The sequence below is a fragment of the Streptomyces sp. NPDC054866 genome (genome assembly GCF_053610745.1).
Genome location: NZ_JBSGZA010000011.1, coordinates 72,275 through 90,028 on the forward strand (window position 1 = coordinate 72,275; position 17,754 = coordinate 90,028).

A 17,754-nucleotide genomic window follows, 5' to 3' on the forward strand; every position below is an offset into this window, starting at 1 on the left:
ATTCATCACATGTCTGGACCACATACTCCGGTCATATACGGAATGGCCAATTCACCTGCTGAGCCACCATCGTTCATTGTCCTTCGCCAATGCGTCCCAGAGCAGGTTCAACGGGTGTCCGGAATCACAGGAATCGCGGTCGCCGCGCCGCGTGAACACTCCGACGAGCACATCGGTGCGCGGGCCGGTGTCGCCGACGACATCGAGCCGCCGCAGCCCCCCGGCCTCCGGGAGGCTGCCGCTCTCGGCGGCCTCCGCGATGCCCCTGGTGACGAGCATGGCCCCGCTCACGACGCCCGAGCGAAGGAGTTCGAAGCCGTAGTGCGCGGCTTCTATCTCGGCGGCTATGGACAGCTGCTGGCGGTAGTCGGGGCCGTACCAGGAGGTCAGGAAGCGGCCGATGAGGCCGCCCGCCGAAACCACGAGCGGCAGCTCGGGCAGTTGGCTCGCGCCCACGGAAGGCCCGGGGAGCCGGTCGCCCGGGAGGTTCGTGAGCAGCGAGAGTCCGCTGCGGCGCCACTCGATGACCTCGTACGGATCGAGCTCCGCCTCCTCGCCCTCGATGACCACGACACTGCCGCAGACCAGGTCGAGTTCCTTGGACCGCAACTTGGCGAAGAGGCCGCCGGTGCGGACGTGGGTGACCTTCAGGTCGACGCCCCGTCGTTCGTAGGCGTCGCTCACGCGTTCCACGGCGTCCAGGAGAAACCCCAGCGTGTAGCGGGTCGAGCCGACGGACAGGGTGCGGCCGAGGCGCCGGCGCGCGTCGTGCAGGCCGTCGTGCCACTGGCCGAGCGTGCGCCGCGCCAGGTCGACGAGGGCCTCGCCCGTGGGGGTGAACAGGACGTCCTTGCCGCGTCCCCGCTTCAGGACGAGGGCTTCTCCGCACAGTGCGCCGAAGGTGCGGTTCATCGTGTCCAGTTGCTTCTGCACGCTGGACTGCTCACGTCCGAGCCGGCGGGCAGCGGCGAGCGCCGTGCCCGTCTCGTGCACCGAGAGCAGCGTACGCAATTGATCCATCGTGGTGTCCAGCAGCTCCGTGGGGTACTGCTGCGGACCGGATAAGGCCATGTTCGGCTACTCGCTCTCCGACTCCCTTTGCTTTTACGGCAATGGAGCATAGCCGCCACGGAAACTGCCGCAGAAACTGATCCGGAGAACACCGGAAATTATCTGGCGATTTCTTCCGGAAAAGGCTGGATGCGTTCCCGGTACCCGTGGAATGGTCGAGCCAATCCCGATCGGCCCGCCATCTCGGCGACCCGTCATCTCGGCGTCAACCCACCATCTCTGCAAGGAGACTTACGCTCGTGAGCCATTACCAGGCCGCACCCGCGCATCCGGGCCACCACCGCACGGGCCCCACCCGCCGCGCGGTCAGGCGACCCGGCACCCTCACCGCTCTGGTGTGGACCTCGGTCCTCTCCGCGGTCGCCGCGCTCATCGGCGCGGTCCTCGTCTTCGCCGGCGGCGACGACATGGCCGAGGACAACATCAACGACGTCATCCATGACCACCCGGACGTCGTCGGACTTCCCTCGGGGACCTCGGCGGCGGACATCAAGGCGCTGTCCGGGCCCATCTGGGACGAGCTGGTCAGCGACCGGGCGGGCACGCTCGCCGCCCGTGCGGGGTTCGCGGCGTTCACCGCGCTCTGCCTGCTGATATTCGCCCTCGCCGCGCGCGGGAGCGCCGCGGTCTGGGCCCGGGTGCTCGTCACCGTCTCGGCCGTCGTCGCCCTGTTCCCGCACTTCCTGATCCTCGGGGGCTACGAACCGGACTCGGTCTTCGCCCTGAGCTTCGTCTCGCTGCTCACGGCACTCGCGGTGATCGTGCTGTGCTGGCTCCCGCCCGTGAACCGCTTCGCGCGGGAACGGAAGGCCGTCGGCTGACCGACGGCGAAAGGACCGCGTTGGGGCAGGTGCCGCCGGGGGTGGGCGCCTGTCCCAACGTGTTGTGCGGGACATCTGGTCAGTACACCGGGGCCGCAGGACGATGGGCCGCGTGGAGCCCTACTGGGAACTGACCTTCGACGCCGACGGGGATGTCGACACCACGCAACGCGACCATCTCCTCGCCGAGGTGGCCGACGAGCACATCACCGATCTCCTCGTCCTCGCGCACGGCTGGAACAACGACCAAGACATGGCGACCGACCTCTACCGGCGGTTCTTCGCACCCTGCCAGGGCCTCGCCGGCCCGCGCGTACGCCTGGGATACGTGGGTGTGCTCTGGCCCGCCATCCGCTTCCCCGACGAGCCGATCCCGGACTTCGAACCCTCGCTCACGGCCACCGGGCCGGGCCCGGCACCGGGCGCGGGACCCCTGCTCGACGAGCCGACCCGGCTCCTGCTCGCGCGGACGTTCCCCGACCACGAAGACGAACTCCACCGGATCGGCACGCTGTTGGCGGAACGCTCCGAGGTCCCGACGCGCCTCTACGAGTACGGACGCCTCGTACGCAACCTGGTCGCCGTGCACCAGAACAGCGCGGCCCAGCGCTTCGCCAACGACACCTGGGCGGGCGAGCCCGCCATGCTGACCGACGACGCGGTCGAGGTCTGCCAGATGTTCGCCGCAGCGATGGAGGGCACCGGCCAGCAGGAGCTCTTCGGCAGCCTGCGCAAACGTCTCTGGAACGGGGCGCACGAACTCCTGCGCCAGGCCAGCTACTACGCCATGAAGCGCCGGGCGGGCTCCGTGGGCCAGCTGGGCCTCGGCCCCGCGATCGGACTCCTCGCCCGCGAGGCTCCGGACGTGCGGGTGCACCTCATCGGGCACAGCTTCGGCGCGCGGCTCGTGTCGTACACACTGCGCGGCATGCCGGCGTCGGTGCGCAGCGTGAAGTCCACGACGCTGCTCCAAGGGGCCTTCTCGCACTACGCGTTCTCCAAGCGCCTGCCGCACGCGCCCACGCGCAGCGGCGCGCTCAACGGCGTACAGCGGCGGATCGACGGGCCGCTGGTGTCCTGCTACTCCCGGCACGACGACGCCCTGGGCAAGATCTATCCCCTGGCGTCGAAGATCGCCGGTGACTCCTCGACCTTCCTCGGCCTGTGGGAGCGCTGGGGCGCCATCGGGTACGACGGCATCCGGGCGGTGGACGGTGCCAGGCGCGTCAAGCTGGGCCGGGCGATCCCCGCCAAAGGGTGCGTGAGCGTGGACGTCTCGTCGGTGGTGCGGCGCGGCGGTCCGCCCTCCGGCGCGCACAGCGACATCTGCCACGAGGAGCTGGCGCGTGTCGTGTTCGCCGCAGGGCGGATCGCTCTGGCGTAACTCCCGTTCGTCTAGCGGTGCTCGGGGAACTCGACGACCTGCTGGTAGGTGGGCCGGTTCTGCCATTGGATCGGCCCGTGCGTGATCCCGCCGAGCGCGCGGTGGATGATCGAGTCCGCGCACCACTGCTCGCCGGGCTTGCAGCTGTCGTCGCCGGGATAGACCTCGGTCGCGGGCTTGGCGACGGCCTGCGTCAGGGTGGCCAGGAGCACGTCACGGCAAGCGTCTAGCTTGCCCTCGCCGCAGTACGCGTCCCCGAGCTTCCCCTCCACGGGCTGCCCGAGCACGGCCCGCAGATCCTTGTCCGCGTAGCCCCACCAGCCGTACTGGAAGGCCGATCCGGCGTGCGCCCCGGTCGGGCCGTGCCCGGCGGAAGGTGACTCGTCGGTGCCGAGCTGCGCCGTCAGAGCGTCGTACAGTTCCTTGCCCATGCCCGGCTTGAACTCGGCCTCGATCAGCAGGGGCCACCAGGCGTCCATGATGCGTACGGCGTCGGGGTGTGCGTACGTCTTGGAGCCCGCCGCCGTCTGATTGCGCTGCGAGCCCGCCTTCCGCCAGGCCTCCAACTGCTGGATGGCCTTCGCCTGTTGGGGGTCGGTGACGGGCTTGCTCCGCACCACCTTGAGCAGCTCGGGAAGGACCTGTTCGCCGCGCAGGTCGGTGACCGCCGCCTCGGACATGGCCTGGGTCAGCGAGGCCCGCGTGACGCCGCCCTCCTCGGTGAGCTTCTTCACCCGTCCGTCGAGCAGGTCACCGCGGTGCACGGCGCTCAGGCCGAAGCCCGCCGCGCTGAAGTCCTTGGCCTGTTTGTTGTTCCAGGAGATGTAGTAGTCCTGGTTGACGGACTGCGGATGCTCGGCGGCCGGGGTCTGTGCGGAGGTGTTGTTCTCCGGGTCGAAATCCCGCCATTCGTACGTCTGTTGGGCCTTCACCGGCAGGGCTGGGTCGATGTCTTTGGCGCGCTCCGGGTTGGCGCCGCTGTTGTAGTACGCGGTGTCGCGCGAGTCGGCGTAGAACCAGTTGAAGGCGTAGCTGATGTTCTGGGCCGCCTTCTTGAAGGTCGAGGCGTCCTTGACGTATGTCGGGTCGTTCAGCATCTGGAAGCCGATGATCGAGTCGGCCTCGTGGCGGTAGGTGGAGCGCAGCGAGACGTACGCGACGGGCTTGCCGTCGACGCTCGCGCGGTGCGTCACGACGCCGTACTTCGTGCGGAACACCTGCATGCGGTAGGAGCCCGCCGCGGTGGAGTCGGCGAGGGTCGGCTTCCAGGCGTTCTTGCGCTCCAGCTTCTCCATGGGGGTGCAGGTGCCGTGGTGGAGATAGTGGGCGGACTGCTTCGTGGGGGCGCCGCCGCCCGGTTCGCAGAGCTCCACGGCGTACGTGTCCGTGATGTCCTGCCCGGCGGACGTCGCCGACCAGGCATAGTCCTGACCGCGCCCCAGCTGGACGTACATGCCGACGCCCGCGAAGGAGACGCCGCGCGCGCTGATGCCGGGGCCCTGGAGCTCCTGCTGCATCAGGAGTTGAGGGGCGAAGTAGCCGGTCTGCGGGCCGAAGACGGCGACCGGGTTGCCGCTCGCGGTGTGCTTGCCGGAGACGAGGAGGGCGTTCGACATGCCCTTCTTGTGGCCGTCGGCCTTGAACAGGTCCGAGGGCAGGACGCCCTTGTCGTACATGCCCTGGAGCGGCTTGAGTTTCTTCGGCGCCTTCACCGGGTCCTTGGCACCGCTCTTGGCGCCGCCCTCCCGGTCGTAGACGAGCTGTTCGCGCTCGACCGAGCCCGCGTCGGGCATCGCGGTGCCGCGCGCGTTCTCCGGCTTGCCCGCGTACGGGAAGCTCGTGCCGTCGTGGATCGTCTGGACGGCCTCGGGGTCGTTGCGGGCGCGGAAGGACTCCCAGACCTTCGTGCCCTTCTCGATGCCGTACTTCTCCTGGGACTTGAGGAGGGAGAGCGCCGAGTCGACCTCTCCCCCGCCGCCGTTGCCGAAGAGCCCGCCGACGACGGACGCGAGGGCGATCATGTCGGTGACCTTGAAGGGCTCTATCTCGCCGATGTTGGTGATCGCGTCGATCTTGCCGGTGAGGACGTACTCGCCGGGGAAGTAGCGGCCGTTCTTCGCCTTCACGCGGTAGGCGTTGAGCCCGTCGATGTAGGCCTGGGCGTCCTCCATGGCCTGCTTGCCGCGCTCGCCCTGCGTCGACTTGATGTACTCGACCTGCTTCTCCAGGTCCTTCTCCGTGTACGGGGCCTGCGGCCAGAACTGCTGCTCCAGGCCCTGGTTGGAGGGTGCGCCGCCCGCGAACGGCGTGAGCTGACCGCGGCCGATGTGCCGGAACAGGTCGATGAGCCAGAGCCGGTCCTGCCCGGCCGCGAAGCCCGCGCCGAACTCGGTGCCGTAGCGCGTGGAGCCCTTGATGTGCGGGATGCCGTACTTCTTGTCCCGGGTGATCGTCACGTCGTCGCGCGGCTTGGTGACGGAGGCGACCTGGCCGTCGCGGACGCCGAAGGAGGCGTCGTTGAAGAACTCCGTCAGCTTGTCGTCGGTGAGGGACTGATAGCCGGAGGAGAGTGCGTCGTAGGGCCCGAGTTGGTCGTTCGCGTGCTTGGGCTGGGTGCCGAGGACGCGGTGCGCGAGGATCTCGGCGAGCGTGGCGTTGCCGTTCGCGCCGGGCGGCAGCACGTCGGCGCACTGCCCCTCGCAGTGGTCCGTGGCGGTGACCGGTGGTGGCTCGTCGGCTGCCGTCCCCGGCTGCGGCGCGAGGAGAGACGCGGCGAGCGCGAGCGCCGCGGTGGCGGTGAGGGTTCTGAGCCGGACGATGCGTCGTCGCATGTGTGCTCCTCTGTGCTCCGCTTGTGCTCCTGTGGGAGGGAGTTGGGGCGGAGGTTACTGGCGGGTTGCCCAACCCGGAAGATGAGCATGCGTCGCCTTTTCAGAACCGCCACATAGCTCCAGCTCACGGCCGCCTTATGTCAGGCATCGAAAATCGAATGGAAGTCGAGGGAGCCGAATCGCGTGTCGATACGTCTACTCGGCAACGTCCGAGAACGTGCGACGGAGGTGCAGGGCGATGGCCGGATTCCGGAGTCTCGCGAGACAGGTGCGCGATCCGCTGAGCGATTTGGCACTGCGACGGTACTCACTGCGCAAGTGCCTGGAGAGGTTCGCCCCTTACGGCCACCGGGCGACCTGGGACCATTTGTGCTCCCGGGCGGGCTTCGGGCCCGAGGACCGCTCACCCGACCCGGCGCGGCTCGTGGCCGCGCTCGATGAACTGGAAGCGGCGCGTGCGGTCTGGCTCGCCTACGAGGAGGGGTTCGCGGAGCGCCGCCGCAAGGAGAAGCACGACGGTCTGCGAAGTCCCGGCAGCGTGGACGACTGGCACCGGTGCACCTGGGGAGGGTTCGGGGTCGCCTGGTGCGACGACCCCTGCGTGTATCCCTCCGGACCGCTCGCCGAGGTGCTGCGGCGGCTGATCGCGGCGCTGGAGCGGGAGCCGGGCACGGACTGCCCGGTGTGCGACAGTTCCGACCTCGTCTGGACCCACGGCCTGGCGCACGAGCCCTCCGCGGGCGCCGTCTGCACGGGCTGCGGGATCGTCGTGCCGGCCCCGGTGCTCACGCCCGCCGCGATGGCGAGGGCGCGGGCACGACGGGCACGGCCGCTGGTCTCGGCATGAGGTCCGGCCGGACGGGATCGCGGTGTACGGCGGCTACGGCGGCTAGGGCGTCGCCACGTCGGACTGTATGGCCAGCTTGAACTCGGCGAACATGAGCGGCGCGGCGATCTTCACGTCGCCGGGGCCGCGCGCCGATATCTTCAGGCCGACCGGTGTCTGCGGGTGGACGAACATCTGCCAGATGTGTGTCCGGTACTGCCCGCCCCTGGTGGGAGCCCAGTCGGTGGTGGCCGTCGAGTCGTACCCGGTGGAGAGGCCGAGCGGATCGCGCACATAGCGCGCGCGGTACTCGGTGGGCCGGTCGTCCGGCTCCCAGAAGATCATCGCCGACAGGGTGCCCCAGCCGTCGTGGCTCGGCCAGATCAGCGCGGACCGGGCATCCGGGAACTTCGACGGGCTCGTGCCCCCCTTGCCGGGGTGGTGCATGTGCCACGGGTCGTACGACTCCTCGGCGTCCTCGTACGGGAACCGCACGAGGTGGTAGCCGTCGCTGTCGTACCTGATCTTCTGCGGCCCTGAGTGCGCGGAACTCCACAGCAACGAGCAGATGGCGATTCCCATCGGGCTTTCCCCCTGTGTGTCGTCGTCTGTACTGTCCTGTCGTGATGCAGGTATGTGTGAACGGCGCCCGCGGCGCGAGCGATGGTGCGGTGATCCCGTTGTCGCCCGGGGCGATGGCCGAGTCCGTGGCGGAAGCCGTCGCGGCCGGTGCTCGGGATGTTCATGTACACCCCAAGTCCCCTTGTGGGCAAGACACGTTGGCGCCACGTGCGGTTGCGGCCGCGCTGGAAGCGGTCCGTTCCGTGACCTCCGTACCGGTCGGCGTGACCACGGGCGCCTGGGCCGACCCGGACCCCGAACAGCGGGTGGCGCACATCCGCGCGTGGACGGTACTGCCCGATCACGCGTCGGTGAACTGGCACGAACCGGGCGCGGAGGCGGTGGCCGAGGCGCTCCTGGACCGGGGCGTGGGCGTGGAGGCGGGCATCTGGTCCGGCACGGACGCGGCGGAGCAGTTCGCGGCGTCCCCGCTCGGCCCGCGCGTCCTGCGGGTCCTCGCGGAGGTGACGGACCCCGACCCGGCCACGGCACGCGACTCGGCCCGCGCCCTTCTCGCCGCGATCGGCCGGGCGCACGGCCGCCCCGTCCTGCTGCACGGCGAGGAGGGCGGCACCTGGCCCGTACTGCGCCTCGCGGGACGCCTGGGTCTCGCGACCCGCATCGGCCTCGAGGACACGCTGGCCCTGCCGGACGGTGAACCGGCCACGTCCAACGCCCAGTTGGTCCGGGCGGCGCTGTCCGCGTCTACCTAAGAACAGCCCGAGGTCACGTCCGGGGTCGGCGCTCGACCAACAGACGGGAGCCGGTGAGGCGTTCACCGAAGACGTCGTCGGGGTTGGAGAGCACGCACGTCTCCAGGGAGAGGCAGCCGCAGCCGATGCAGTCCGTGAGGTGATCGCGCAGCCGGCCCAACTGCTGGATGCGCTTGTCCAGTTCCGAGCGCCAGGTCTCCGAGAGGCGTGCCCAGTCCTCGCGGGTGGGGGTGCGCTCCTCGGGGAGCGAGTCGAGCGCCTCGCGGATCGTGGCCAGCGGGATACCGACGCGCTGGGCGGCGCGGACGAAGGCGACGCGGCGCAGCGCGTCACGGTGGTAGCGGCGCTGATTGCCCGAGGTGCGGCGGCTGGTGATCAGGCCCTTGGACTCGTAGAAGTGCAGGGCGGAGACGGCTGCGCCGCTACGGGCCGAGAGCTGGCCGACCGTGAGCTCGTGGATCTTCTCTGGGATCTGGGGCACCCCTCCAACCCTAATGGCAGATCCGCCGGCCCTGGCGCCTGTCCGTTGACACACGTCGGCGCACACAGCATGCTGAGCAAGCGCTTAGTTCGAATACTTTGAGGAGGCCAGGGACATGGCAGAGCCGAGGATCTTCGCGTCGGCCGACGACCTGCGTGCCGGAGTCGGCGAGCAGCTCGGGCACAGCGAATGGCTGGAGGTCGACCAGAAGCGGATCGACCTGTTCGCCGACGCCACGGGCGACCACCAGTGGATCCACGTGGACGCGGAGAAGGCGGCGCAGGGCCCCTTCAAGACGACCATCGCGCACGGCTATCTGACGCTGTCGCTGCTGCCCAGCCTGGTGCCCCAGGTCATGCGGGTCGAGGGCATGAAGATGGGTGTCAACTACGGCACCAACAAGGTCCGCTTCCCCTCGCCGGTGCCCTCGGGCTCCCGGGTGCGGGCGACCGCCGTACTCAAGGAGGTCGAGCAGACCAAGGACGGCGGCGTGCAGGTGACGGCCGTGGTCACCGTCGAGCGCGAGGGCGCCGAGAAGCCCGCCTGCGTCGCGGAGTCGGTGTCCCGCTACTACTTCTGAGGCGGGCAGGCATACGGGCCCGGGGCTCTGGGCTCAGGAGGCCTGCTGCCGGGCCCCCACCATGCGCAGCACGAGGTCGGCGTAGAGCGCGCCGACCTCGTCGGGCGTCCGGGTGCCCGCGACGTTGAACCAGCGGGCCACGTCGATGCAGAGCGAGAGCACGGCCAGCGTGGTGCCCGGCACGTCGGGGACGTCGAACTCCCCGTCCCGGACCCCGTCGTTGATCATGTCCCGCACCGCCGCGTCCGACTGGCGGCGCAGCGCGACGATCTCCGTGCGGTGCTCTTCGCCGAGCGCGTCCAGCTCGTACTGGACCACGCGGGCGGTGGTGTGATGGTCGGCGTGCCAGCGGACGAAGGACCGTACGGCGTCGGCGAGCCGCTCCGCCGCGGTGCCCGGACCGTCGGCCGCGTCGCGCAGGAGCCGCAGGGCCTTGTCGTGGCCGATCCGGCTGATGCGGTGGAGCAGCTCTTCCTTGGTCTTGTAGTGGATGTAGAGCGCCGCCGGGCTCATGCCGGCGCGGCCCGCGATGTCGCGGGTCGTCGTCGCGTGGTACCCACGCTCGGCGAAGGCCTCGACGGCGGCGATCAGCAGCCGCCGCGCTGCATCAGGCGTGACCTCGCCCCATGGCAGGTCCTCGCCCTCGGTCTTCTCCGCCGTGCTCATCGCCCACTCCTTCCGCCGGTCGGGAGGGACACCATACCCCTGACGGTGAGCAAGCGCTTAGGACGCGGTCAGGCCACCGGCTTGAACGGGTCGTGTTCGGCGAGGATCTTCTCCAGGCGGGCCTGGTCGACGCGGCTGACGAGCTGACCCGCCTCCTGTCTGTCCCTGATCACCTTGGCGAGGGTGAACGCGGACGTCGTCAGGTACAGGACGGAGATGGCGAGGAAGGCGCGGATCCAGCCGCTGACGTCGAGGCTGTAGATGCCGATCGCCGTCGCGGCGAGCGCCACGGCGAAGGACGCGACCGCCTGACCGTAGTAGGCGGTGGTGTTCTGCTGCTTGACCGGTGTCTCACTCATGGTCAGAGCCTCACCCGGGAGCGGCGGCGCCACATCCGCTCCCGTACTCAGTTCGCGTACTCAACTCGTCCGCGTGCCACCCGCGTTCAGAACGCGGAGACCCCCGTCAGCGCGCGCCCGATGACCAGCTTCTGGATCTGGCTCGTGCCTTCGTAGAGCGTCATGACGCGCGCGTCGCGCAGCAGCTTGCCCGCGGGGTACTCGTCGATGTAGCCGTAGCCGCCGAAGACCTGGAGCGCGTTGTTGGCGGCGCGCACCGCGGCCTCCGAGGCGAACAGCTTGGCCTTGGAGGACTCCGTGGTGAAGGGCTGGCCGCGGTCGATGAGGTCGGCGACCCGCCAGGTCAGCAGGCGCGCGGCGTCCACGTCCACCGCGATGTCGCTGATCAGCTCCTGCACCAGTTGGTGTCCCGCGATGGGCTTGCCGAACTGCTCGCGCTCGGTCGCGTACGTCACGGCCGCGTCGAGGGCGGCCTGGGCTATGCCCACGCAGCCCGCGGCGACCGACATCCGTCCCTTGGCGAGCGCCGACATGGCGACCGAGAAGCCCTTGCCCTCGGGCGCGATCATGGCCGATGCCGGGACGCGGACGTCCTCGAGGACCAGCTCGGCGGTGGCCTGGCCGCGCAGGCCGAGCTTGCCGTGGATCGTGCGGCGGCTCAGGCCTGGGGTGTCGGTCGGCACGAGGAAGGCGGAGACGCCCTTGTGTCCGGGGGCGTCGTTCGTCCGCGCGAAGAGCAGCACGACATCGGCCCACGTGCCGTTCGTGATGAACATCTTGGAGCCGTTGACGACGAAGTCGCCGCCGTCGCGCACGGCCTTCGTCGAGAGGCTCCCCGCGTCGGACCCGGTGCCCGGCTCGGTGAGCCCGAAGCAGCCGACGTACTCACCTGAGGTGAGCCCCGGCAGCCACTGCCGCTTCTGCTCCTCGCTCCCCCAGTACGCGATGGTCTTGGCCACGAGCCCCAGCGAGACCGACACGATGCCGCGCACGGAGGAGTCGCCGCGGCCCAGCTCCTCGGTCACCAGGCAGTAGGCGAGGTGGTCGCCGCCCGAGCCGCCGTACTCCTCGTCGACGGTGAGCCCGAGGAAGCCGACCTCGCCGAGCTTCTTCACAATGCCCCGGTCCACGCTCTCGGCGCGGTCCCACTCGATGACATGGGGCGCGATCTCGCGGGCCACGAAGTCCTTGGCGAGCTGCCGGACGGCGGACTGCTCCTCGCTGAGCTCCAGATTCATCGCGTGGCACCTCTTCGGGTCGGATCTTCGGTCGGATCTTCGGGCGGGATTTAAATTAGCACTGCTAGTTTCTTACGGCAGCCCTACTATGTGCCGCATGGCCCGACCGCGCAAGCCCCTCCTCAGCAGAGAACGCATCGTCGAGACGGCGCGCGCACTCGTGGACTCCGAGGGCCTCGCCGCCGTCTCGACGCGCCGCCTCGCCGCCGAGCTCGGGGTCAGCGGGCCCTCGCTCTACAACCACTTCCGCACGAAGGACGAGATCCTGGAGGCGGTCGCGGACTCGGTGAGCGCGCAGGTCGACCTGTCGATGTTCGAGGCCGCCGACGAGCGCGACTGGCGCACGGCGCTGCACGACTGGGCCGTCTCGTACCGCGCGGCGCTCACCCTGCACCCCAACATCGTTCCGGTGCTCGCGAGCGGCCCCGGCCGCCGCCCGGCCGGACTGCGGCTCGCGGACGCGGTGTTCGGGGCGATGGTCGACGCGGGCTGGCCCGCCGCGCAGGCCACGTCGATCGGCGCGCTGATGCGGTACTTCATCATGGGCTCGGCGCTCGGCTCCTTCGCCGGCGGCTTCGTGGACGACGAGACCGCATACGATCCGGCCGACTATCCACACCTGGGCCAGGCGCACCTCCTGGCCGAGCGCCAGCAGCAGATCGACGAGCGGGCCTTCGAGGCGGGCCTTCGCGCCCTGCTCGACGGGCTCGCGCTCCAGTACGCGCAGGTGGCGGCGCCCACGCGGTGACGCTTCGGCGTGGGGCAGTTGCACCTCGGTATGGCGCACCTCGGTATCGCGGACTCGGCAGGTAGATGTAAAGTCCATCCGTCTTGCCGGGCGAAACATGGATGTAACACGGGAGTGAGCCGTGCGGCACTCAACAGCTGCCAGTCACCTGCCTTTCGGCGCGCCGGCCTTCGCCGCCCAAGTCCTGCGCGGCCAGGCGCAGGTCACCTTCCTGCCCAGCGCGGCGGCGGGCGCGGTCTTCTGTGCGGCGCTCTTCGCGGCGGGCTGGGAGTACGGGCTCTACGGCCTCGCGGGAACGGCCGTCGGCACGGCCACGGCGCGGCTCCTCGGGGCAGCGCGGGACCGCGTGACGACCGGGCTCGAAGGCTTCAACGCCTGCCTCACCGCGCTGTGTTTCGCGGTGTTCCTCGGTGCCGGTCACCTGTCCACGGCCGTGCTCGCTCTCGCGGGCTGCGTGGTGGTCACGGTCGTGACAGCTGCGGCCACCAACCTCCTGACCGTCTGGGGCCTGCCCTCGCTCACACTCCCGTACTGCCTGCTCGCGAGCGTGACGACCATGGCGGCACCCGGCTTCGAGCGGGTCTGGCACCACAGGGTCGACCCGGCGGCGCTGACGCAGGCGGCGAGCGGTCCGACAGCGCTCCAACTCACCGATCTTGCGCGCGCGTTCTTCGCGGGATTCGCCCAGATCTTCTTCATGCCGCAGTGGTACGTCGGTGCGCTGGTACTCCTCGGCCTCTTCGTCGCGAGCCATCGCGCGGGGGCCGTGGCCTGCCTCGGCAGCCTGACCGGAATCGGCACCGCGGTCGCGCTCGGGGCGCCGGCCGCACGGATCGCGGACGGCACGATGGGATACAACGCGGTGCTCGTGGCGCTCGCGCTGTGCGGCGTCTTCCTGCCCGTCCGGGGCGTGACGCTCGCGTACGCGCTCGTCGGCGCCGCCACGGCGACCATCGCGGGCTCGGCCATGACGGCGCTTCTGGCGCCGTCCGGCGGGCACGCGTTCACGTGGCCGTTCGTGCTGACGACGCTCGGGTTCCTGGCGGCGGCGAAGTCCTTCTCGCGCCTGGGCGAAACGGCCGCGGCGCCATCGGTGGAGACGGAGCCGCAGCCGGTCACGAGTGGTGCCGTCAGCGGGAACTCGCCCGTCCCGCAAGCACCTTGATGGAGATCAGGGCGATCACCGCGAGGCCGATGATGTACGCGGCGACGGCCATCGACGTGCCCGTCGCCTCCAGGAGCAGCACCATCACGAACGGCGCGAGCCCGCCGCCGAAGACGGCCGCGATCTGGTAGCCGAGCGAGGCTCCCGTGTAGCGCATCTCGGCCGTGAACAACTCCGCGAACAGCGCGGCCTGCGGCCCGTACATGATGCTGAGGAAGCAGCTGGTGACGAAGGTGCCGACGGCCAGCCACAGCAGTGAGCCGGTGTCGATGAGCAGGAACATCGGCACGGCCCAGACCGCGAGCCCGGCGGCGCCCAGGGCGTAGATCCTCAGCCGTCCGATGCGGTCGGAGAGCGCGGCGGACGCCGGGATCAGGGCGAGTTGGGTGAGGCTGACGCAGAGCGAGACGGTGAGGACCGCGCTGCGTTTCATGTCGAGTTCGCGGGTGGTGTAGTCGAGGACGCCGGTGATGATGATGTAGAAGGTCGCGGTGTTCACCGCGAAGGAACCACCGGCCAGGAACACGGTGCCGAGGTGGTGGCGGAGGATGGTGCGCAGGGGCGAGTTGCCCCCTTCGCCGCCGGCGCCCTTCTGCGCCTTCTCCTTCTCCGCGAGGGCCCTCTCCGCCTCGCGGAACTCCGGGGTCTCCTCCACGCGCGTGTGGATGTACCAGGCGAGTACGAGCACGAGGATCCCGACCATGAAGGGCACCCTCCAGCCCCACGCCTCGAAGGTGCTCTCGCTGGTGACGGCCCCGGCGACCAGGAAGACCGTATTGGCGGTCACCACGCCGATGGGGACGCCCAGTTGGACCAGGCTGCCGTAGAGGCCGCGCTTGCCCTCGGGGGCGTACTCGGTGGCCATCAGCATCGCGCCGCCCCACTGCGCACCGACCGCGATGCCCTGGAACACGCGGAGGGTGACGAGGAGGATCGGCGCGGCGATGCCGACCGTCTCGTACGTGGGGAGCAGGCCGATGCCCGTGGTGGAGAGGCCCATCAGGGTCAGCGCGAGGACCAGCATGGGCTTGCGGCCGCGCTTGTCGCCGAGGTGCCCGGCGATGATGCCGCCGATGGGGCGGGCCAGGAAGCCGACGGCGAAGGTGGCGAACGCGGCGAGCACCCCGGCGGACGAGCTGCCGGAGGGGAAGTACAGGTCGCCCAGGACGAGGGCGGCGGCGATGCCGAAGACGAAGTAGTCGTACCACTCGACGGCGGAGGCGAGGGCGGCGGCGGTGGCCACTTTGCGGCGGTGGGGATCCGCCGGTGACGCGGGAGCGGAGGGGGGTGCGGTGGAGATCGGTGCGGGGTCCATGCGGGTGCACACTCCGGTGGGTCCGGGGACGGGACAGGGGGTGGGCGTGTGATTGCAGGGACCGTACCGACCAGTGGGTATGTGGTCAACGGTTCGCACAGAGGGTTCTTTTCCCGCTGCTCAAACGCCGGACAGGCTGGATATCCAGCCTGTCCGGCGTTTGAGGACGAACTCGGCGAAGCCGGTGACTAGAACACCACCAGCGCCCGGCCCCCCTTCCCCGCGACCATGTTCTCGAAGGCCGCCGGGATGCCGTCCAGTTCAATCCGGTCCGTGACCAGAGCACTCAGGTCAAAACGCCCCGCCCGGATGTGGTCGGCCAGGACCGGCAGGTCCACCGCCGGGTCCGAATTCCCGTACACGCACCCCGACAGCGTCCGCCCCCAGTGGAAGATCTCCAGGGCGTTGAAGGTGACCTGCTGGTCCTTGCCGCCGATGCCGACCACCGTCGTACGCCCGCCGCGCCGCGTCGACTCCCAGGCCGTACGGATCGTCACCGCTCGCCCCACGCACTCCACCGCCACGTCCACGCCCTGGCCACCCGTCAGCTTGCGGATGTCCTTCGCCGTCGTCTCGGAGGCGACCACGTACTCCGTCGCTCCCGCCGACCGGGCCAACTCCTCCTTCTCCGGGGAGACATCGACCGCGATGATCTTCGAGGCACCGGCGATCCGTGCCGCCTGGAGCGTGGCGAGGCCCACTCCCCCGACGCCGTAGACCGCCACCGTCTCACCCTCGCGGACCTTCGCGGAGTGGTGCACGGCGCCGTACCCGGTGAGTACGGCGCAGCCGAGGAGCGCCGCGTCCGCCAGCGGGACGCCGTCCGGGGCGGGCAGCACGCAGTTGCCCGCGACGACCGTCTCCTCGGCGAACGCGGCGACGTTCAGGCCGGGGTGGAGGTCCGCGCCGTCCGAGGCGCGGCGGGCGTACACGTCGGCCGCACCGGCAAGGGCGTTCACGCACAGCCACACCTCGGCGAGCGAGCAGGCGTGACAACTTCCGCAGGAGGGCGCCCAGTTGAGGACGACTCCATCACCCGGCGCGACATGCGTGACCCCCTCGCCCACGGACACGACCGTCCCCGCGCCCTCGTGCCCGAGCACGGCGGGCACGGGCACCCGCATCGTGCCGTTGGTCAGGGACAGGTCGGAGTGGCAGACCCCGGCGGCGGCGAGGCGTACACGTACCTGGCCGGGGCCCGGCTCGGGCAGGTCGATCTCGGTGATCTCCAGGGGAGAACCGACGGCGGGCAGAACAGCGGCGCGGACCACGGTGACGTACTCCTCAGAAGGTGCGGAACAGAGGCTCAGAACTGGTCAGAACTGCTCAGAACTGGAGGGACTTCGTCTGGAGGTACTCGGTGAGCCCGTGCGGGCCCAGCTCGCGCCCCACCCCCGACTGCTTGTAACCGCCGAACGGGGCAAGGGGGTTGAAGCTGCCGCCGTTGATGTCGACCTGACCCGTGTCCATACGGCGGGCGAACGCGATCGCCTCCGCGTCGTCGGCCGCCCAGACCGCGCCCGCGAGCCCGTACACGGTCCCGTTCGCGATCCGCAGGGCTTCGTCCTCGTCCTCGTACCTGATGATCGAGACGACCGGGCCGAAGATCTCCTCCTGGGCGATGGTCATCTCGGGGGTGACGTCGGCGAAGACCGTCGGCTGGACGAAGTAGCCCTGCTCGCGCGGCGCCTCGGAACCGCCGGCCACCACGCGCGCGCCTTCCTCGACGCCCTTGTCGATGTAACCCCGCACGCGCGCCTGCTGCTTGGCGTTGACGACGGGGCCGATGCGGGAGCCGTACTTGGCGGCGGCCTCCGCCGCGAGCGAGACCGCCTCGTCGTACCGCGCGGAGTCCACCAGCATGCGGGTCCACGCGCTGCACGTCTGGCCGGAGTTGGACATGACGTTCGCGACGCCCACGTTGACCGCCTTGGCCAGGTCGGCGCTTGGCAGGATGACGTTGGCGGACTTGCCGCCGAGCTCCAGGGCGACGCGCTTGACCGCGGCGCCCGCGGTGGCGCCGATCTGCTTGCCGACCGCCGTCGAGCCGGTGAAGGAGACCAGGTCGACGCCCTCGTGCTCGGCGAGGGCCTGTCCCGCGACCGGACCGAGGCCCGTGACGAGGTTGAAGACACCGGCGGGGATGCCCGCCTCGTGTACGGCCTCCGCGAAGAGCTGGGCGGTGAGCGGAGTGTCCTCCGCGGGCTTCAGGACCACCGTGCAGCCCGCCGCGAGCGCGGGGGCCACCTTGTTGACGATCTGGTGGAGGGGGTAGTTCCAGGGCGTGATCGCGCCGACCACGCCGACCGGCTCCATGTAGACGGTGGAGTTGCCGATCTTCTCCTCGAAGGCGTACGTCGCCGCGAGATCGGCATACGAACCGGCGACCAGGATCGGCACGCCCGCGTGCACCATCTGCGAGAACGGGAGCGGGGAGCCGAGCTCCGCCGTCACCGTCTCGGCGATCTCGTCCTTGCGGGCGACCAGTTGGGCACGGAGCGCCCCGATGAGCGCGCCGCGCTCGGCGGGCGGGGTCGCCGCCCAGGCGGGGAAGGCCTCGCGGGCGGCGCGCACCGCCGCGTCGATGTCCTGCGCCGTGCCGGCGGGGACCTGACCGACCGGCTGCTCGTCGGCCGGGTTCAGGACCGTGATCGTGTCCGTGCCGACGGCGGGCCGCCAGGCACCGCCGATGTAGATGCCGTCGTGGGCCTTCATCGCACTCCTCTGTTGGTCGTCGTTGGTCGTCCGCATAGTCGTCCGCGCTCGTCCGCACCCCAAACTAGCGCTGATAGTTTTTTGGCACCAGGGGTGTCAGAAGGGGCGCCCACTCCGGGGACATTCACCCCGGCTCGACACCTACCCCCACGTGTTGCTCAGCATTTCGATTTCGTGCATGTGACAGACACATGTCAAGGCGTCAACTCCCTTGATCTAC

The 17,754-nt window shown here is 70.0% G+C and carries 17 protein-coding genes; 7 read left to right on the plus strand and 10 right to left on the minus strand.

Features of this window, described 5'->3' with window-relative positions; all coding sequences use genetic code 11:
- Positions 1-51: 51 nt before the first annotated feature.
- On the minus strand, positions 52-1,071 hold the full coding sequence (locus ACWGI2_RS38190; RefSeq protein WP_453700464.1) for a LysR family transcriptional regulator: 1,020 nt from the start codon (positions 1,069-1,071) through the stop codon (positions 52-54).
- A 239-nt stretch (positions 1,072-1,310) separates the two neighbouring features.
- Here ACWGI2_RS38190 and ACWGI2_RS38195 point away from each other — a divergent pair, with 239 nt between their 5' ends.
- The gene (locus ACWGI2_RS38195; RefSeq protein ID WP_453700466.1) at positions 1,311-1,892 is read left to right on the plus strand and encodes a hypothetical protein; all 582 of its coding nucleotides are present in this window, start codon (positions 1,311-1,313) and stop codon (positions 1,890-1,892) included.
- A 103-nt stretch (positions 1,893-1,995) separates the two neighbouring features.
- Positions 1,996-3,276, plus strand: a complete 1,281-nt coding sequence (locus tag ACWGI2_RS38200; RefSeq protein ID WP_453700467.1) for a serine-threonine protein kinase — start codon at positions 1,996-1,998, stop codon at positions 3,274-3,276.
- 11 nt (positions 3,277-3,287) lie between these two features.
- On the opposite strand, the gene ACWGI2_RS38205 is transcribed toward ACWGI2_RS38200, so the two are convergent.
- A complete protein-coding gene (locus tag ACWGI2_RS38205) occupies positions 3,288-6,107 on the minus strand; it encodes a penicillin acylase family protein (RefSeq protein ID WP_453700469.1) in 2,820 nt (939 codons plus the stop codon).
- A 238-nt stretch (positions 6,108-6,345) separates the two neighbouring features.
- Here ACWGI2_RS38205 and ACWGI2_RS38210 point away from each other — a divergent pair, with 238 nt between their 5' ends.
- Positions 6,346-6,954: a hypothetical protein gene (locus ACWGI2_RS38210; RefSeq protein WP_453399338.1), complete on the plus strand. Its 609-nt coding sequence runs from the start codon at positions 6,346-6,348 to the stop codon at positions 6,952-6,954.
- 42 nt (positions 6,955-6,996) lie between these two features.
- Here the strand turns inward: ACWGI2_RS38210 and ACWGI2_RS38215 are convergent, their stop codons facing one another.
- Positions 6,997-7,515, minus strand: coding sequence for a hypothetical protein (locus ACWGI2_RS38215; RefSeq protein WP_453399337.1), 519 nt, complete (start codon positions 7,513-7,515; stop codon positions 6,997-6,999).
- 41 nt (positions 7,516-7,556) lie between these two features.
- Between ACWGI2_RS38215 and ACWGI2_RS38220 the strand changes: the two genes are divergently transcribed.
- On the plus strand, positions 7,557-8,267 hold the full coding sequence (locus ACWGI2_RS38220; protein ID WP_453700470.1) for a 3-keto-5-aminohexanoate cleavage protein: 711 nt from the start codon (positions 7,557-7,559) through the stop codon (positions 8,265-8,267).
- 13 nt (positions 8,268-8,280) lie between these two features.
- On the opposite strand, the gene soxR is transcribed toward ACWGI2_RS38220, so the two are convergent.
- Positions 8,281-8,748, minus strand: coding sequence for a redox-sensitive transcriptional activator SoxR (gene soxR / locus ACWGI2_RS38225; RefSeq protein ID WP_453399335.1), 468 nt, complete (start codon positions 8,746-8,748; stop codon positions 8,281-8,283).
- A gap of 115 nt (positions 8,749-8,863) precedes the next feature.
- Here soxR and ACWGI2_RS38230 point away from each other — a divergent pair, with 115 nt between their 5' ends.
- Positions 8,864-9,328, plus strand: coding sequence for a MaoC family dehydratase (locus ACWGI2_RS38230; RefSeq protein ID WP_160504115.1), 465 nt, complete (start codon positions 8,864-8,866; stop codon positions 9,326-9,328).
- A 33-nt stretch (positions 9,329-9,361) separates the two neighbouring features.
- On the opposite strand, the gene ACWGI2_RS38235 is transcribed toward ACWGI2_RS38230, so the two are convergent.
- The 3 genes from ACWGI2_RS38235 to ACWGI2_RS38245 all read right to left on the minus strand — a co-directional run bounded on the left by ACWGI2_RS38235 (position 9,362) and on the right by ACWGI2_RS38245 (position 11,591).
- Complete coding sequence (locus ACWGI2_RS38235) at positions 9,362-9,994, minus strand: TetR/AcrR family transcriptional regulator (protein WP_453399334.1); 633 nt, start codon at positions 9,992-9,994, stop codon at positions 9,362-9,364.
- 68 nt (positions 9,995-10,062) lie between these two features.
- On the minus strand, positions 10,063-10,353 hold the full coding sequence (locus ACWGI2_RS38240) for a YiaA/YiaB family inner membrane protein (protein ID WP_453399333.1): 291 nt from the start codon (positions 10,351-10,353) through the stop codon (positions 10,063-10,065).
- A gap of 86 nt (positions 10,354-10,439) precedes the next feature.
- Positions 10,440-11,591, minus strand: a complete 1,152-nt coding sequence (locus ACWGI2_RS38245) for an acyl-CoA dehydrogenase family protein (protein WP_453700472.1) — start codon at positions 11,589-11,591, stop codon at positions 10,440-10,442.
- Between the two features lie 97 nt (positions 11,592-11,688).
- Between ACWGI2_RS38245 and ACWGI2_RS38250 the strand changes: the two genes are divergently transcribed.
- Both ACWGI2_RS38250 and ACWGI2_RS38255 read left to right on the plus strand, forming a co-directional pair.
- Positions 11,689-12,339, plus strand: a complete 651-nt coding sequence (locus tag ACWGI2_RS38250) for a TetR/AcrR family transcriptional regulator (protein ID WP_453700474.1) — start codon at positions 11,689-11,691, stop codon at positions 12,337-12,339.
- 121 nt (positions 12,340-12,460) lie between these two features.
- On the plus strand, positions 12,461-13,504 hold the full coding sequence (locus tag ACWGI2_RS38255) for an urea transporter (protein ID WP_453700475.1): 1,044 nt from the start codon (positions 12,461-12,463) through the stop codon (positions 13,502-13,504).
- Here ACWGI2_RS38255 and ACWGI2_RS38260 read toward each other — a convergent pair.
- From ACWGI2_RS38260 to ACWGI2_RS38270, 3 genes are all read right to left on the minus strand, one after another.
- The gene (locus ACWGI2_RS38260) at positions 13,470-14,819 is read right to left on the minus strand and encodes an MFS transporter (RefSeq protein WP_453700476.1); all 1,350 of its coding nucleotides are present in this window, start codon (positions 14,817-14,819) and stop codon (positions 13,470-13,472) included. The two genes, ACWGI2_RS38255 and ACWGI2_RS38260, sit on opposite strands and share 35 nt — an antisense overlap.
- A gap of 188 nt (positions 14,820-15,007) precedes the next feature.
- Entirely contained in the window at positions 15,008-16,090 is a 1,083-nt protein-coding gene (locus ACWGI2_RS38265; protein ID WP_453700477.1) for a Zn-dependent alcohol dehydrogenase, read from the minus strand.
- A gap of 55 nt (positions 16,091-16,145) precedes the next feature.
- Positions 16,146-17,534: an aldehyde dehydrogenase family protein gene (locus tag ACWGI2_RS38270; RefSeq protein WP_453700478.1), complete on the minus strand. Its 1,389-nt coding sequence runs from the start codon at positions 17,532-17,534 to the stop codon at positions 16,146-16,148.
- Positions 17,535-17,754 lie beyond the last annotated feature (220 nt).

What these genes read in the sequence shown, in the direction of transcription:
- ACWGI2_RS38210 (WP_453399338.1), top strand. Translation starts at nt 6,346, where the DNA reads ATGGCCGGATTCCGGAGTCTCGCGAGACAGGTGCGCGATCCGCTGAGC.
- ACWGI2_RS38260 (WP_453700476.1), bottom strand. Translation starts at nt 14,819, where the DNA reads ATGGACCCCGCACCGATCTCCACCGCACCCCCCTCCGCTCCCGCGTCA.
- ACWGI2_RS38250 (WP_453700474.1), top strand. Translation starts at nt 11,689, where the DNA reads ATGGCCCGACCGCGCAAGCCCCTCCTCAGCAGAGAACGCATCGTCGAG.
- ACWGI2_RS38245 (WP_453700472.1), bottom strand. Translation starts at nt 11,591, where the DNA reads ATGAATCTGGAGCTCAGCGAGGAGCAGTCCGCCGTCCGGCAGCTCGCC.
- ACWGI2_RS38235 (WP_453399334.1), bottom strand. Translation starts at nt 9,994, where the DNA reads ATGAGCACGGCGGAGAAGACCGAGGGCGAGGACCTGCCATGGGGCGAG.
- ACWGI2_RS38230 (WP_160504115.1), top strand. Translation starts at nt 8,864, where the DNA reads ATGGCAGAGCCGAGGATCTTCGCGTCGGCCGACGACCTGCGTGCCGGA.
- ACWGI2_RS38200 (WP_453700467.1), top strand. Translation starts at nt 1,996, where the DNA reads ATGGGCCGCGTGGAGCCCTACTGGGAACTGACCTTCGACGCCGACGGG.
- ACWGI2_RS38270 (WP_453700478.1), bottom strand. Translation starts at nt 17,534, where the DNA reads ATGAAGGCCCACGACGGCATCTACATCGGCGGTGCCTGGCGGCCCGCC.
- ACWGI2_RS38190 (WP_453700464.1), bottom strand. Translation starts at nt 1,071, where the DNA reads ATGGCCTTATCCGGTCCGCAGCAGTACCCCACGGAGCTGCTGGACACC.
- ACWGI2_RS38240 (WP_453399333.1), bottom strand. Translation starts at nt 10,353, where the DNA reads ATGAGTGAGACACCGGTCAAGCAGCAGAACACCACCGCCTACTACGGT.
- ACWGI2_RS38215 (WP_453399337.1), bottom strand. Translation starts at nt 7,515, where the DNA reads ATGGGAATCGCCATCTGCTCGTTGCTGTGGAGTTCCGCGCACTCAGGG.
- ACWGI2_RS38205 (WP_453700469.1), bottom strand. Translation starts at nt 6,107, where the DNA reads ATGCGACGACGCATCGTCCGGCTCAGAACCCTCACCGCCACCGCGGCG.